Origin of the sequence: Paenibacillus sp. XY044, assembly GCF_002257645.1 — a bacterium.
GTDB lineage: Bacteria > Bacillota > Bacilli > Paenibacillales > Paenibacillaceae > Paenibacillus_AQ.
The window spans coordinates 16022-31426 of record NZ_NQMO01000008.1 but is presented as its reverse complement, the minus strand read 5'-3'; the positions used below and the strand labels follow the sequence as shown (position 1 = coordinate 31426).

Annotated in this window: 18 protein-coding genes; all 18 read right to left on the bottom strand. The window is 55.3% G+C overall.

The features are described from left to right. Positions 1 to 9: 9 nt before the first annotated feature. Positions 10 to 435 (bottom strand): phosphonate C-P lyase system protein PhnG, encoded by a 426-nt coding sequence (gene phnG, locus CJP46_RS26600; RefSeq protein WP_094598671.1) that lies wholly within the window; start codon positions 433 to 435, stop codon positions 10 to 12. 42 nt (positions 436 to 477) lie between these two features. Continuing rightward, positions 478 to 1179 carry a GntR family transcriptional regulator gene (locus tag CJP46_RS26595; RefSeq protein ID WP_094598670.1) on the bottom strand — a complete coding sequence of 234 codons (702 nt, stop codon included), beginning with the start codon at positions 1177 to 1179 and terminating at the stop codon, positions 478 to 480. A 23-nt stretch (positions 1180 to 1202) separates the two neighbouring features. Beyond that, positions 1203 to 1844 (bottom strand): DapH/DapD/GlmU-related protein, encoded by a 642-nt coding sequence (locus CJP46_RS26590; RefSeq protein WP_094598669.1) that lies wholly within the window; start codon positions 1842 to 1844, stop codon positions 1203 to 1205. A gap of 13 nt (positions 1845 to 1857) precedes the next feature. After that, entirely contained in the window at positions 1858 to 2706 is an 849-nt protein-coding gene (locus CJP46_RS26585; RefSeq protein ID WP_094598668.1) for a PHP domain-containing protein, read from the bottom strand. Positions 2707 to 3053: 347 nt separating this feature from the next. Further along, complete coding sequence (locus CJP46_RS26580) at positions 3054 to 3773, bottom strand: 3-ketoacyl-ACP reductase (RefSeq protein ID WP_094598937.1); 720 nt, start codon at positions 3771 to 3773, stop codon at positions 3054 to 3056. Between the two features lie 185 nt (positions 3774 to 3958). Beyond that, the gene (locus tag CJP46_RS26575) at positions 3959 to 4726 is read right to left on the bottom strand and encodes a class I SAM-dependent DNA methyltransferase (RefSeq protein ID WP_094598667.1); all 768 of its coding nucleotides are present in this window, start codon (positions 4724 to 4726) and stop codon (positions 3959 to 3961) included. Positions 4727 to 4774: 48 nt separating this feature from the next. Next, a complete protein-coding gene (locus CJP46_RS26570; RefSeq protein ID WP_094598666.1) occupies positions 4775 to 5695 on the bottom strand; it encodes a CvfB family protein in 921 nt (306 codons plus the stop codon). Further along, positions 5692 to 6039, bottom strand: coding sequence for a ribosome silencing factor (gene rsfS, locus CJP46_RS26565; RefSeq protein WP_094598665.1), 348 nt, complete (start codon positions 6037 to 6039; stop codon positions 5692 to 5694). Before rsfS ends, CJP46_RS26570 begins: the two co-directional genes overlap by 4 nt. Then, positions 6036 to 6614: a bis(5'-nucleosyl)-tetraphosphatase (symmetrical) YqeK gene (yqeK, locus tag CJP46_RS26560; protein WP_094598664.1), complete on the bottom strand. Its 579-nt coding sequence runs from the start codon at positions 6612 to 6614 to the stop codon at positions 6036 to 6038. The genes rsfS and yqeK overlap by 4 nt, the downstream gene beginning before the upstream one ends. Beyond that, entirely contained in the window at positions 6586 to 7188 is a 603-nt protein-coding gene (gene nadD / locus CJP46_RS26555) for a nicotinate-nucleotide adenylyltransferase (protein ID WP_094598936.1), read from the bottom strand. The genes yqeK and nadD overlap by 29 nt, the downstream gene beginning before the upstream one ends. A gap of 15 nt (positions 7189 to 7203) precedes the next feature. Next, entirely contained in the window at positions 7204 to 7494 is a 291-nt protein-coding gene (yhbY, locus tag CJP46_RS26550) for a ribosome assembly RNA-binding protein YhbY (RefSeq protein ID WP_094598663.1), read from the bottom strand. A 42-nt stretch (positions 7495 to 7536) separates the two neighbouring features. Then, positions 7537 to 8409 carry a shikimate dehydrogenase gene (locus CJP46_RS26545; RefSeq protein WP_094598662.1) on the bottom strand — a complete coding sequence of 291 codons (873 nt, stop codon included), beginning with the start codon at positions 8407 to 8409 and terminating at the stop codon, positions 7537 to 7539. Between the two features lie 57 nt (positions 8410 to 8466). Next, positions 8467 to 9594 (bottom strand): ribosome biogenesis GTPase YqeH, encoded by a 1128-nt coding sequence (gene yqeH, locus CJP46_RS26540; protein WP_094598661.1) that lies wholly within the window; start codon positions 9592 to 9594, stop codon positions 8467 to 8469. After that, positions 9591 to 10118: a YqeG family HAD IIIA-type phosphatase gene (locus CJP46_RS26535; protein ID WP_094598660.1), complete on the bottom strand. Its 528-nt coding sequence runs from the start codon at positions 10116 to 10118 to the stop codon at positions 9591 to 9593. The genes yqeH and CJP46_RS26535 overlap by 4 nt, the downstream gene beginning before the upstream one ends. A 120-nt stretch (positions 10119 to 10238) precedes the next feature. Then, entirely contained in the window at positions 10239 to 12473 is a 2235-nt protein-coding gene (locus CJP46_RS26530) for a transglutaminase domain-containing protein (RefSeq protein WP_179281351.1), read from the bottom strand. Next, positions 12470 to 13714, bottom strand: a complete 1245-nt coding sequence (locus CJP46_RS26525; protein ID WP_094598934.1) for a DUF58 domain-containing protein — start codon at positions 13712 to 13714, stop codon at positions 12470 to 12472. The genes CJP46_RS26530 and CJP46_RS26525 overlap by 4 nt, the downstream gene beginning before the upstream one ends. Before the next feature lie 3 nt (positions 13715 to 13717). After that, on the bottom strand, positions 13718 to 14674 hold the full coding sequence (locus CJP46_RS26520; protein ID WP_094598659.1) for an AAA family ATPase: 957 nt from the start codon (positions 14672 to 14674) through the stop codon (positions 13718 to 13720). A 379-nt stretch (positions 14675 to 15053) separates the two neighbouring features. Continuing rightward, complete coding sequence (gene spoVAE / locus CJP46_RS26515; protein ID WP_094598658.1) at positions 15054 to 15404, bottom strand: stage V sporulation protein AE; 351 nt, start codon at positions 15402 to 15404, stop codon at positions 15054 to 15056. Position 15405: the final 1 nt, after the last annotated feature.

Genomic DNA, 15405 nt, shown 5'->3' with positions numbered 1-15405 from the left:
TCTCTCCCCCTAATCCACATCCATCGTTTCAAAATCGACCTTCGTTCTGGCGATTTCGCCGAAAACCTGACTGCGCTTGGCAGCGATCCGGGCTTCTTCGTCCAGGAGCGCCTGATCCCAAGCCAGGGTCTCCTGCAGCCCCGCCAGGTACGCTGCGTCGATGAGCGCGAGCTGATAGGCCAGCTCATGGTCATGCCCTTTGACCACGCCGATGCCCATGCTTCCTTCGACCTGCACCTTGCATTCGCTCACCAGCACTTCTCCCAGATAGAACAAGCTTCGCTTGGCCGTCTCTCTCACTTTGACCATGACCAGTCCCTGGCTTGGCTGCTCGACCAGCTTGATCTCATAACGGTCTGCAATGGCCTGCGCCATGCTGGCGGCGAGTTCCCTGGAACCTTCAATCAGAATTTCAGTCCTTTGTTTTCGTTTCATCGATTCCGGGCCTCCCTGCATGTTTTATTTGAACACGCACTTTTAGAGCTCGTACGTAAAGTAATCGCTCCGGTACATAATTCTCGTATATTCAAGCGGCCTGTTCGTCAGGCTGTCCAGACAGCCGGTCTCCACCACAAGCAGCGGAATGAGGCTGGTGCAAGCAAGCAGTTCTCTTTCTTTCCTGCCGGGATAGGTCACGCTGAGCAGTGTCTTCATCGACTCGAACCCTGTATAGCCCTTGCCCCGGTAGTAATCAAACATCGATGTAATGTCCCTGCCCGTACGCCCGATGTCCGGAAACATCGACTCTGCCACATACGACGCGTGAATCGCAATCGGACGGTTGTCGATAAGACGAAGCCTGCCGATCCGGAACACCCTCTCTTCCGGCTGCGCTTCAAGCGCTTTATACACTTTGTGGTTATACTCGATGGGATCGCAAAAAATGTTGCGTGATTGATAATCATACCCCATGTGGATCATCTTCCGGCTGAAGCTTTCGTTGCCCGAGAAGAGGAGCGGGATGCGCTGATGCTGGTCGCGGACAAAGCTGCCCTTGCCCTGCTTGGAGTAAACATACCCAAGGTCCTGCAGCTTCTCATAGGCTTTCCGGGCAGTCATGCGGGGCACTTTGAACAGCTTGGCCAAATCGTTCTCCGACGGCAGCTTATCATCCGCCTCATAGATCCCTGCCTCCATATCGGCTATGAGCTTATCCATGATCTCCATTTCGTCATGCATCCCCTATGCTCACCCTCCTCTTTTTAAACCCCGTACTTCCGGATAAAGGAAGCCGTATCGTTCAGCTCTTCGAACCGATCCTGGATGACCTCCCGGGGCCAATCCCACCACGCGATCTGCAGTAGCTTCGAGATGACATCCTCCGAAAATCTCTTTCGGACCGGTTTGGCCGTAACACCGACGACAATGGCATACGGTTCGACGTCTTTGGTAACGATGGCTCCGGATCCGATCACCGCTCCGGTGCCGATATGGACACCCTTCATGATGATCGCACCGTGACCGATCCAGACATCGTGACCGATACTTACCCGGGTGCCCCGCCGCCGGTTGAAGATCGCCTCGTCATCGGTGGCGGCAAAACCGTAATCCCTTCTACGGTAAGTCATATGGTGCTGAGCAACACGCTCCATCGGGTGATCCACCGGATTGATGCATACATGCGAGGCAATCGAAGTATATTTGCCGACTTCCGTGTAGTTGATCGTCACGTCGTCCATGGTATAGGTGTAATCCCCGATATCGGATTCGATGATTTGATTACCGGGACCGACGGAGGTCCATGATCCGAACGTGCTGTGAACAATATGCGCGCTTTCGTGGATGTCCGGTTCCGGCGTCAGCCTTTTGCTTTCCGCAGGCTGATGAATCGGATGCTTTTCCATGAATGTTCCCCCTTTACTTCGGTCTACGCTTCTTGAGCTCTTGGATGCAGGAAATGCCCGGATCCTTGCTTCCCAGCCGGACCTCCTTCTCCCCGTAAAACCCGTGAAAGTCAGATCCCCCGGTCATGACGAGATCGTAACGGCGCGCATACTCCATAGCCCGCTCCTCATCAGCGTCATCGTGCAGCGAATGCCACACTTCGATACCCTGAAGTCCCATGCCAACCAGCTCGCGGACATATTCGAAGTTGCCGTATTGACCCGGATGGGCCAGAACCGGTACCCCGCCTGCCTGAAGGACAGCCTCAATGGCGTCCCGGGCGTGAAGGTAGTCCAGCCGGACGTAAGCCATGCCGGGCTCCTCACCGTTCCCCCCGCGGGAAAACAGCTTTTTGTACAGCTCACCGTATATAGATTTGGCATAGCCATTGTCGATCAGTGCGTGCATAATATGCTGCTTATATACGCCGGTTCCCCCATCTGCATACCGCAGAACCTGGTCCCAGGTGATGCCGTATCCAGCCTCAATCAGCCGTTCAACCATCAGACGGGAGGCTTGATGCCGCCTTTCGATGATCGGGGCGCATAGCTGCTCCAGCGCCGGATGTCCCGGCTCGATGAAATAGCCCAGAATATGAACCCTCCTGCCTCTTTCCATGTCATAGGCGGATATTTCGATCCCCGGAATCATCTCAAGCCCCAGCTCTCTTCCCCGTTCCAGCATCAAAGCGAGGCCTTTCGTCGTATCGTGGTTCGTTACCGCCAGCACGCCAATGTTCTCTTTCATGGCCGCCTCGGCTAATTCCTCAAATGAATACGAACCGTCCGAAATCGTCGTATGACAATGCAGTTCCGTCTTGATAGCTCAGCACCACCTTATCTTTGAATAAGCAGACAACCGCCGCCACAACCGATGATTCCCGCCCGCTGCATCGCTTCGGCTGTCTGTAGTGACAGTCTAACTTGGTGCCAAGTTGCAAGGGTTAAGGCACGGTAAAGCTTCTGTAAAAAAAACGCCGTAACCGTAAATTTTGCCCGGAGCCCGGGTTATTTCCGCACAAAAAAAACCACATTGTGGGGATTTTGCTGCGATATTGAACTTCAGGTACTTTGCGGAACATCGAAATCGAGTCATACGAAAAAAAGCCTGCCTCTTGGCAGATCGGTTTCCGATCCACCAGAGACAGGCTTACAGTCAGTTCAATACTCTTATTGCGGGTTGGTCGTCCAGATGCCGGCCGATTTCACGAATACGCGCTGCGGCAGCTTCAGCGTGGCGAGCGCCAGCTCGGCCACGTCTTCCGGCTGCATCATGCGGTCCTCGTCGCCGATCTTCAGGTTGTTGTCACGGGCCAGCGCCGTATTAACGGTGCTTGGCGTCAGCGCAACGACCCGGATGTTGTTTTTGCGCACTTCCTGAAGCAGCGACTCCGTCAGCCCCATAACCGCAAATTTGGAGGCGCAGTATGCGGAGCCCGTAGCAAAGCCTTTTTCCCCGGCGGTGGAGGAAATGTTGATGATGCTGCCGCTGTTTTGTGCAACCATGTCCGGCAGAACGGCCCGGGACATGTGATATGTACCCATCAGGTTCACCTGAATGATTTGTTCCCATTGTGCGGGATCCATTTCGAGTACGGTACCGAACGAGGCGATGCCCGCATTATTGATCAAGATATCGATCGTGCCGAGTTCCGCCTTAAGCGCACTCACCGCGCTTTCCGCTTCCTCCCGTTTCGACACGTCCGCCGCTGCGGCAGCAACACGGATGCCGTGCTCGCCGGCCAGTGAAGCCTTCAGCGTCTCCAAGTCGGAGGCGGTACGGGAGATGAGGCCAAGGTTTACACCTTCTTTGGCCAGCAGCTCAGCGATCGCCAAGCCGATTCCTTTGCCCGCTCCGGTAATGACGGCCGTTTTTCCTTTTAGATCCATCAAACTCATTATGTTCTCTCCGTTTCTGTTTGGATTAGGGGACGATGCCTCAACTCGGCAGGGACCCTTATATACAATTAGCCGCAAATAGCCCCGGAACCTTCGTTCCGAGGCAAAATCGCCCGCCATGCACACTGATCTCCGATACATAACCAGATGCTGTGCTGGGACATATCGACATGAACCTATTTAATCGCGACGAAAAACAGCCGCTGCGCCTCATCGTCCGCTTCCACCCACTCAAAGTCGGCATAGGTCTGCACGTCGCGGAATCCGGCCTTGAGCAGTTCGCTCTTCATCCATCGCGGATCATAGCCCCGCTGCACGTGCACTTCTTCAAAGCGGCGGTACAAATCGCTGTCTTCTTCCTTCGCAAAGATACTCAAATGATGCTCGATTTCGCACCGGGGCGCGTCCAGGTCGCAGGTCCAGATGTACGATACCGACTTGTCGTCCCATACAAACGGCTGCTCCTCGTCGTAGCGGATGATCGTATTCGGATGATGCACGTCAAACACGAAGATCCCATTTTCCTTCAGCCCGTTATAGGTCTGTCTAAAGGTGGCGACGATATCTTCTTCTTCCAGCAGGTAACTGATGCAGTCGCAAAATGAAATGACCGCATCGACAGGCTCCGGCAGCTCCCAGGCACGCATATCCTGCTGAACCCAGCGGATGGAGCCCTCCCGAAACAGCCGACTGCCCTGCGGCGTCTTTTCCATTTTCCGTCTTGCCACGGACAGCATGTCCGCCGACAGGTCGATTCCCGTCACCTCGAACCCCGAGTTGACAAGCGGAATCGTGATGCTGCCCGTGCCGCACCCCAGTTCCACCACACTTTTCGGCATGCCGTTTTTTTCCCAGGCCTGTCTTGCAAAACGAAGCCAATCGGGGTACGGCATGTCTTCCATCAGTTCATCGTAAACATATGCAAACTTTCTGTAAGAGGACATGATGACACCGCACTTTCTGTTAACGTTCCGAAAATCCTCCCAGCCCGATCAGGACGGATCGGCGTTCCCGCCCGTTTCCGGTTTGGAACCTTCCGGCTGAACCAGATAAGTCCAGTTCTCCTTCTGTGTAATAAGACCTTCCTTCATCAATTTGCCGAGCGCGCGCTTGAATGCCGACTTGCTGATGCCGAAGCGCTGCTTGATAATGTCCGGCGGCGTCGCATCCGAATACGGCATTCCTCCGTTCGGACGCTCCTTCAGGAAAGACAGCAGGCGGTCGGCATCCAGATCCCGGCCCACTTCCTTGCGCTGCGCCATCGACAGGTTGACGCGTCCATCCTCGCGGATATGGCTTACCCGCACCTGAAGCTCCTCACCCAAACGCAGCAGATGAGTTCGCTCCGAGGAGTGGATCATGCCGATGGCGCCGAAGCCGAGCACCCCGCCGTCCACGATCACGAACGTTCCCATCTGCAGCGGGCGGTACACCGTCGCGGTCAACCACTGATTTACCCAGGTCTGCGGTGCGCGGAACACATGCTGCGACAGCTCCTGTTCACCGGCCAGCTTCGCACGCAGCCGGCCCTGCTTGTCATGCTCCATGATGACGAACACCGAGTCTCCGACCCGGGGATGCAGCTCCCTCATTTCCGGCAGCTCGCGGATTGGCAGCAGCAGCTGCCGGCCAAGGCCCATTTCGAGAAAGCATCCCAGCCTCGGATGCACGTCCGCCACGACCAGCTTGGCCATCTCGCCCAAGGTCAAATACGGCTTCTTCATTGTTGCCGCCAGCCGGTCTTCCGTATCGTAAAAAATAAACACTTCCACGCGTTCGCCCGGCTCGATCTTTCGCGTCAGCTCCGTATAATGGAGCAGAACGTCCTGTTCGCCGGCATCGAGAAAATAGCCGTAAGGCGATACTTCACGCATCACCTCATAAGTTTGAATCGTTCCTGCAACCGGACTCATACCGTTTCCACAACCTTGGCATCCGACCACAGACGTTCGATGTTGTAATAATCCCGTTCATCCCGGTGGAAAATGTGCACGATGACGTCGCCTAGGTCCATCAGCACCCAGCGTGCTGAATCCAATCCTTCCACGCCGCGGATATCAAGGCCTGCATCATGCACGCGCTTGCGGATTTCGGTCGCGATCGACTGTACCTGGGTATCCGAGTTCCCGTGACAGATAACGAAATAATCGGAAATCAGGGAGATCCCCCGCAGGTCGAGCGCCACGACGTTCATGGCCTTTTTATCTTCGGCGGCAGCCACGGCCAGGTTTAACAATTCTTCAGGTTTCAAGGTCATACATTCGCCTCCAACTGTTTAATGAGATCATTGCGGGCAAATACGGTCAGCGGATAAATGATCTGACGGCGGGAGATAAGCAGGCTGATCGTGGAGTCTAGCCCGGCGATCAATCCCTCTTCAAGGCTATGGTTGGCCAGTTCCCGGATATTATTCACGCCCGGGAAATCCCTTCCCGGTTCGATGTAATCCGCCAGGCACACGACCTTATCAAGCAGGGTCATGCCGATGCGGCCGGAGGTGTGATACCGGATCGCATCCAAAATTTCGGGATCGGTAATGCCGTAATCCCGTTCCGCTACAAAAGCACCCACTTCGGCATGCCAGAGCGGTTTATCGTAAAACAGCAGATCCTTGGACAAATTGTTATCCTTAATGATCGCTTCCATCTGCTTAACCGGCCAGTACTTGGCCACGTCGTGCAGAATCGCCGCCGTTTCAGCCTTTACGGGGTCTGCCCCGTAACGCTCCGCGAGCATGACGGCGGATTGCATCACGCCCTCCGTATGCTCCCAGCGCATGGCCGGCATTTGTCCGGAAACGGCTTTAATCAGTTCTTCGCGGCTGAATGCCATACATTCCCCTCCTTCTGATATAGTCGTAGACACTGTCTGTTACCATATAACGAATGGAGTGTCCGGTCGCCAGTCTTTCCCGGATTTCGGTCGACGAGATGTCCACCTGAGGCATGTCGGCCAGAAGGATTTTCCCCTTCAAATAAGCGGGAAGCTCGTCCAAATTCAGCGTAGATCCCGGACGCCCGACACCGATAAAGCTCATGAGCTCCACCAATTCCTCGATGCCCTCCCACTTCGGCAAATAATTGACCATATCGGCGCCGATAATGAAATGAAAATCGATGTTCTCAAATGAGCTGCGGATTTCCTTGACCGTGTCGATCGTATACGAAACCCCGCCTCTTCTGATTTCGATATCAAGGGTCCGAAAGCAGGGATGGTCCGCAATCGCTTCAGCTACCATGCCAAGGCGCTGTTCGCCGGTCGCTCCCGCCTGTTCTTTATGGGGCGGAATATGGCTGGGCATAAACCAAACCTCATCCAGTCCGAATGTGTCCCGGGCCGCCTCGGCAGCGAGCAGATGTCCGATGTGGATCGGATCAAAGGTACCTCCCATGATACCTACCTTCATGCTGATCCCTCCCGCTTATGGCAACTCAATCTGCTTATGATCTTTGGATTCTTTATATAGAATAATCGTGCTTCCGATGACCTGCACCAGTTCGGAGCCCGATTTCTCGGCCAATTCTTCGGCAATCTCGTGCTTGTCCTCCAAGCAGTTATTGAGGACGCTGACCTTCATCAGCTCTCTCTTCTCAATCGCCTCGACGATGTGACGGATCAACTGATCGTTGGTTCCACCCTTGCCGACCTGAAAAATCGGGTCCAAATGATGCGCCTGGGACCGGAGATAGCGTTTTTGCTTACCTGTTAACATAAAGTGTCAAAACTCCTTAATAATCAGTGTACAATTCGATAATCATAATTCCTTCATGCTGGCCAGAACCGCGCTGCGCATCGCCTCTACCGGGGCGGGCAGTCCGGTCCAATATTCCAGGGCATATGCTCCCTGATTCACAAACATGCCGAGACCGCCGTGAATAACGCAGCCCTTCTTCTCGCTATCAGCGAGAAGTTTGGTCTTAAGCGGATTATAGATCAAGTCGCTGACCACGATTCCCGAAGGGATCAGATCCGAATCGAGCGGTGTGCCGTCCGTATGCGGATGCATGCCGACCGATGTCGTATTAATGATCACGTCAACTTCGCTGAGCATCGCCGGAATGCCTTCCATGGCAATCCCGCGGATGTCCGCCAGCTCTTTCCATTCTGCCGCCAGCGCCTGGGCTTTATCGGCCGTCCGGTTGGCCACGCAAATCCGGTCCGGATGCTCCAGTGTCAAGGCGTAAACGATACCGCGAGCGGCTCCTCCGGCTCCAAGCACCAGAATGTTTTTGCCTTGCAGCTCGGCAATGGCCTCTTCCTTGAGGGAACGGACGTAGCCGATACCGTCTGTATTATACCCCGTGAGGTGGCCTCCGTCATTCACGATCGTGTTGACGGCTCCGATCTTCAGGGCCGTTTCGTCCAGGTCGTTCAGGAACGGAATGACCTCCAGCTTGTGTGGAATCGTGACGTTGATTCCACGAAAGCCAAGTGCCTTGATTCCTTCCAGCGCCGTTCCGACCTGCTCCCGCGATACCCGCATCGGAACATAGGCGCCCGGGATGCCGAGCGCGGCCAGCGCCGCCTTGTGCATCACGGGCGATTTGGAATGGGCGATCGGATCCCCGATGACGCCCAGCAGCAGCTCCCCTGTATGTTTCAGTAAATCCGGTTTAGCCAAATTCATGGTTTCCCCTTTCCCCTGCTGCTCAGCTGTCAGCTCTTGCAACGTTCAAAGGCAGCGTCAGATTACAGAAGGCCTTGCGAGCACCTTGACTCCCCGCGGCGCGTGAATGGCGCACAGAGCTCCCTGGTCGCTGTTCACTTTAACCCAGCCCAGTCCGGAAACGAACAAATCCATGTGAGTTCCGCGTTTGATGCGGAATTCATGCCTCGTCCATTCCGGCAACTTCCCGACGTTCTCCCGGTTCGGCGGGGACAGCAGCTCCCCGGCATGCTCCGCATACAGCTCATCGGCACGCTCCAGCTTGGTGCGGTGAATGCCTACTCGGCTGCCGACAAAGCAGGTAAACGACTGGCGTTCTCCCTGAATAAAGTCAAACCGCGCCATGGCTCCGAAAAACAGCGTCTGTCCTTCGTTCAGCTGGTATACGGCCGGCTTCAACGGATTGTCCGGCATGACTGCGCCCAGGTCCTCCCGGGTGACGAGCTCGCTGTAACGCCAAGGGTATACGATCCCCGGCGTGTCGATAATAAAGCGGCCGTCGTCGAGCGGAATGTTGACCATATCCAGGGTCGTTCCCGGATAACGCGAAACGGTCAGCTCCTGCTCCAGATCGCTGTAATCCCGGATCAGCCGGTTGATCAGCGTCGATTTGCCGACATTGGTCGCCCCCACCACATAGACGTCGCGGTCTCCGCGATAAGAGGCAACCGTGTCCAGCAGGCGGTCGAAGCCCTGATTTTTCTTGGCGCTGCAAAGGACGATTTCTTCCGTCTTGAGGCCGTGTTCCTTGCATTGTTTCTGCACCCAGTTGCGCAACTTGTTCCAGTTCGTCACCTTCGGCAGAAGATCGATTTTGTTCACGGCGAGAATGACCGGATTGTTGCCGACAAACCGCTGCAAGCCTGAAATAAGGCTTCCTTCAAAATCGAACAGGTCCACAATATGAATAACGAGCGCGTTCTTCCCGCCGATTTGGCTGAGCAGACGCAGGAATTCATCCTGGTCGACGGCAACGGAAGAAGCCTCGTTGTAGTTTTTAATCCGGAAGCAGCGCTGGCAGATGACCGGATCCCGGTCCATCGCCTTCTCCGGGGTATATCCCGGAAGCTCGGGCTGCTCCGTTTGGATGGCAATGCCGCAGCCGCTGCATTTTACGGCCTGACTGCCGTCTATCGGGTCTTTCATTGTTGGTGTTCCTCCTCCAGCCATAATCCCTTTTTCCGCAATCGTGCGAGCGCAATTTTCTCCAGACGCCGGTTGATGCGCGTACCCCAGCCTTCATCCTGAATGGAAATCGGGAGCACCAGCACAGTAAACAGGCCGAGCCGGTTGCCGCCATACACGTCGGTCAGCATCTGGTCGCCGACCACGATCGTCTCCTCGTTCTTCAGGCCCATCATCTGCATGGCTTTCCGGAAAGGCGCGTTCGACGGCTTGCGGGCTTCATGGACAAACCGGATATCCAGCGGGGTGGAAAAAGTCGACACTCTCGCCATTTGGTTATTGGACACGATGACAAGCTGGAATCCCGCCTTTTTCACCTTTTCGAACCAGGCGATTAGCTCGGGGGTAGCCAAGGGAGCCTTGGCACCGACCAGCGTATTGTCCAGATCCGTGATGATTCCACGGAATCCCTGCGAATACAGCCGCTCCAAATCCAGATCAAACACCGTTTTTACCCTCATTTTCGGGATAAGCATTTCAAACAAATTGATGTCACCTCAGTTTCATAGGACAAACTATACCATAATCTGCGTGGTTAGTAAAAAACTTATGTTCGGACGGAACAAAAAAAGAAAACGCCCGGAGGGCGCCTTCAAAAAAGTCCGTCACGCTGCTTTTTTCGGTATCTTTTTCATCGCAGATTTCAATTCCTTGGCATGGGCATGAACGCTTCTCCATTCCGATTCCGACACCGCCGAAGGACTGTAGCGCGCCTTCTCGAACAGCTGGAGCAGCGGTTCCAGGAAGGAACCGAGCGCCGGAGAACGTCCTTCCCAGCGGTTGACCGACTCCCGGAGCGTTTCGTCCGAGCCGCGTTTCAGTCCTCTTCGGCGCAGCTGCTTGATCCACCGTTCGGTCATGACGATCACCTTCTGATCGGGAGACAGCTTCTGTCCCGTGCGAAGCCGGAGCCATCCAAACCGGAGCTGCAGGCGCATCCGCCACAGCACATACACCGCAAACGCTGCAAGGATGAGAAGGGAAGCTCCATACACCACTTTCAACACGGGTCCGCGTTCCTGGTTCTGCGTTGCCGATTGAGGCGTCTGCTCAGGCTGGTCTTCCTCGACTTCCGGCTGAGTCTCCGGCTCCGCCGGATCTTGGGCCTGGGCGTCATGCGTGAGCAGCGGCATGCTGAAGCCCGGGGTCGCTTCCACCGGAATCCAGCCGTACGGCCCGAAATAGACCTCCGCCCACGAGTGCGCATCGGCATTGGTCACCGTATATACGCCGGCGTCCGAACTGCCCTGCACGCCTTGAACCTGCACGTCGGCGCTGCTCCCCTGCACCTGGCCGGGGGCATAGCCTTTGACCCACCGGGCCGGGATGCCGAGGGAACGGGCCATCATCACCATCGAAGTCGAGAAATAATCGCAGTATCCTTCCTTAATCTCAAACAGGAAGCTGTCCACGAAATCGCGGCTGACCTTTTTGGATAAGTCGGGCTCGTTGGTGTATGTGTAGTGCGTCGTTAAATAGTTTTGGAGTAAACCGATTTTTTCATACGGTGTCTCTCCGGAAGCCGTCACTTCTTCTGCCAGATCGCGGGTCCGTTTCGGGAAATCGTTCGGTACCTGCAGGTATGCATCCTCGGTCCCTTGGAAGCCGTACAGGTCGGCAAACGACTTCAGGCGGATTTCATCCTCGGTAACGACCGGAACCTCCGAAACGACCGTATAGGTTTTCGGATAACGGTCCCGCCTTGACTCGGCAGTCCAGCGAAGCTCGGATTGCGAGCTGTTCCAGCGGAGGCTGCCGGTGTCCTTCCCGTCATCGACAAATTCTACCTTGGACAGGTTATACGCGCCGAACAAAACGGGATACTGGTTGTCGCTCAGCATCGTAACCGTCTGTTTTACCGTCATCGTATCGCCGGCCGTCGGTTCCTCCCCGGGAAGCTTCGCATCCGGCGTCACCTCATCGGTCTCCCTGCCGGAATTGCGCTCGTCCCCCCAGCCGCTGCCGGTATACAGCTTACGGGTCTCCCCGCGCCAATAACTCCGCTGGTCCGAGCTGATCTCCATTACCGGCGTATAGTCAAAATTGAACCCGCCGCCAAGCTTGTTGTCGTTGCGGCTGTATCCCGAAGATGTCCGAATCACCGATTCAGCCGGATCTCCGTCAACGCCGGCTGTGGCAGCCGTCTCGCCTTGGATGCCGACCCAGGCCGTATAGGGATCGGTCAGTGACGGCGGCACATCCGGCATATTGACGCCGACCGTAAACACCAGCGAGAAAATAACCGCCACGTTCAGCAGCATCTTAAGCGGGTACTGCCGCAGATAACGCCAGCCGTGCGGGTATTTCTGCTGGAAGCGGCGGAAATGCTCGCTGACCAGCCAGCCGAGCGCCGCAAACACCGTCCAGGCGACTTCCTTCCATAAATCGTACACCGTGAAGGAATCCAGTATGGAGAACGCCATGATAAGCATGCCCGCGAACACGAGGATTCTGCGCTGATTGTTGACCAGCTTGGCGCTGAGCAGCAGCAGGATCCAAGCGCCCACGGCAAAACCGAGGTACGGGAGCGCGTTGCCCGTAAACTGCTGGATCCGGTTCGGCAGGCTTCCTGCCGGAAAGTAAATCCAGTAGGCGACCATCTCCCGGTGAAGGATGTACAGCACCGCGATGCCTTCCAGCAAGTACCGGTAAATGCTCTTGATCGGCAGCACGATTTCGATCGCCGTGATGACGGTCACGCTGATCATGACGATCGCCGTCGTCTCGCTGTACCAAATGTTGTTCATAAAGTAAATCCACTGCAGCGCCATGATCCATAACCACACCAAAGACAAGGTGCGGAATAACGAGGTGCGCAGCGAATACAGCCAGTTGATCAAACCCTTCCACCCCCTAAAGCAGCCGGCAGCTCATTCAGCGATTTAACGCTGCACGCAAAAGTTCCACGGGAAGCGAGCATGGCACCCCATCCTTCCACGCCTTTTTCCCGCCCGGAGCTGATCCGGATGTGCGAAGAGCTCATGCCCCGGGTTTCGGCCCAGCGCAGAATGTCCAGTACCTGCTGGCCGCTGGCCGGTGAAATGAACACGAGGAAAGCCCCTGCAGGCAGAAATCGTGCGTTCTGCTCCAGCTTCGGGAGCAGCTTTCCGTATCCGTCGGCGGACAGATCCACCAGGTGATGCATCATCCGCTGGCGGTCTCCCTGCACGCTGCTCGGAGGAAACAATTTAAACGTGTCGCCGAGGGTAGCCAGGCCCATGTTCATTCTGCCGCGTCCGCCATACTCGAGCAGTGAGGCCGCCGTGGAAACGGCCAGCTCAAACAGTGCGTCGGAACCATAATGAGACTTGGTGGCGTCAAGCAGAAGCATCGTCTTCGGCACGGAATCGTACTCGAATTCCTTGGACTTCCACTGTCCGGTCTTCGCGGTGGCATTCCAGTGAATCCGCGAAATCCGGTCCCCGTACACATAGTCGCGAACGCCGTTAATCTGGGTCGTTTCTTTGCGTGAAGCCGCCGAGGCGGTCTGAGGCCCCGCAAGCGGGGAATTCCGGTCGAACAGCTTCCAGGCGGGAATAAACACGGTTCGGGGCATCACGCGAAACTGGCCTGCCACATGAAAGTGGCCTTTATGCTCGATAAAGCCGAAAATATCCTCACTGGCGCATTCCGTCTCGGTAAAATAATATCTGCCCCGCTCCAGCGGCGGTGTTTGGAACATCAACGTACCGCTGCCCCTGTAATTGGGGATGACGCTTTCTTCAAACGACCAGGAATCTCCGTTATGCCGCTTCATGACTTCACGGATGATAATATAGGGCATCGGCAAAAATCCCGGAATCGAAAAATCAAGCCTGACCTTGATCTGCTCGCCGGCGTGAAGCACGTTGCCTTGTCCCCTTTCAGTAGACAGCTGGCGCATTCCCCGCGTCAGCCGGACCCCGCTGATGCCGAGCACAATCAAATACAGGACGATCACGCTGATCATGACAAACAGCATCAGGGACGTCTTGCCGCCCTGAAACAGAACATAGAACAGGCTGGCGCCCCATACGAGCAGCACGGCCCAATATCTCGGGGTTTTGAGTCCGGATCGGATACCGGTTAGCAGCCTTGTCATCATTTATCGCTCCATCGCCACAGGCACATGCACCTGCTGAAGGATGTTTTTCAGAACGGATTCCGGACTGACGTTGTCGAGCCGGGATTCCGGACGGAGGATGATGCGGTGGGCGAGAACATAAGGTGCAAGCGTCTTGATATCGTCCGGAAGGACATATTCCCGCTGCTGCAGGAAAGCGAACGCCTTGACAGCGTTCAGGAACGACAAGGAAGCGCGCGGGCTGGCCCCGAGCAGGACGGATGCATGCTCCCGGGTGCGGCGGACGATGCTCAGCAAATAGTCCGTCACCGCCTCATCGATATAAATGCTGCGGATTTCATGCTGCATCTCCGCGATTTGATCCATGTTCGTCACTGGAGTCAACCGGTCCACCGGCTGGCCCTGCTTGTGCTGGTACAGCAGGCTTTTCTCCGTGGCCGCGTCGGGATAGCCGAGGCTGATCTTCATCATAAAACGGTCAAGCTGCGCTTCGGGCAGCATGTAAGTGCCTTCAAAGTCGATCGGATTCTGAGTGGCGCACAGCATGAACGGACGTGGTAGCTCATACGTCTCGCCGTCCACCGTCACGTTTCGTTCTTCCATGACTTCAAGCAGGGCCGACTGGGTCTTGGTCGTAGCCCGATTGATCTCGTCGGCCAGAAGAATGTTGGTCATCACCGGACCCGGACGGAAGTAGAACCGCTCCTCGCGGGGATGAAACACGGAAACGCCCGTAATATCGCTCGGCAGAATGTCCGGGTTGCACTGGACACGCCGGTAATCGCCGCTCATGGACCGGGCGAGCGCTTTGATAAGCTGCGTCTTCCCCGTTCCGGGTACATCTTCGATCAAAACATGCCCTTCTGCTAGCAGAGCGGTTAGAAGGAGCTGTATTTCAAATGATTTTCCCAATATGCAAGATTCGAGATTGGATCTTACTGCTGCAATAATGTGTAGAAATTCGCTGCGTACGGGCATATCAGTTCCTCCTAGGATTCGTAATCAATGAATGCTCGCAGATGCGTTCACTGGTAAATCGATAAGATCGGTAAAATAGCTGAATACAAATATAAAGATTGAACTAAAGTTTAGCATTGAATTTCCTGTTAACACGGCCCATTAGTGGCCAATAACATTCATTCATTTCTTTCGTTCATTCTCTATAAGTATATATTTTACATTGTACATGAAGGAAGAACAGAAAGTATATTGGGCACATTTCCTAAAATCCTCGTATACCCCCACATACCCGCAGAAATGAACGCCAAAACACCCCGGGATACACGATCCCGGGGTGTTTCTTAGCAAACCGTTTTCAGTTTGAACTAGAGAATGCAAGCGGCATATTTTATTGAAATTACCCGCGGGGACGGACGAGCAGCGCGGCAATAAACGAAAAGATGATTGCCGCCGATATCCCCGCGCTGGTCACCTCGAAGATGCCTGTCACGACGCCGATCCAGCCGTCCCTCTGCAGCTCCGACAGCGCCCCGTGAACAAGCGAGCTGCCGAAGCTGGTAATAGGTACGGAAGCGCCGGCGCCGGCAAATTTGACGAGTGGATCGTACCAGCCGAGACCGTCCGCCACCGCACCAGCGACCACCAGCGTGCTCATCGTATGCGCCGGTGTCATCTTAAATAAGTCCATCATGAGCTGGCCGATGACACAGATCAGGCCGCCGATAATAAATGCCCATAAAAACTGCATT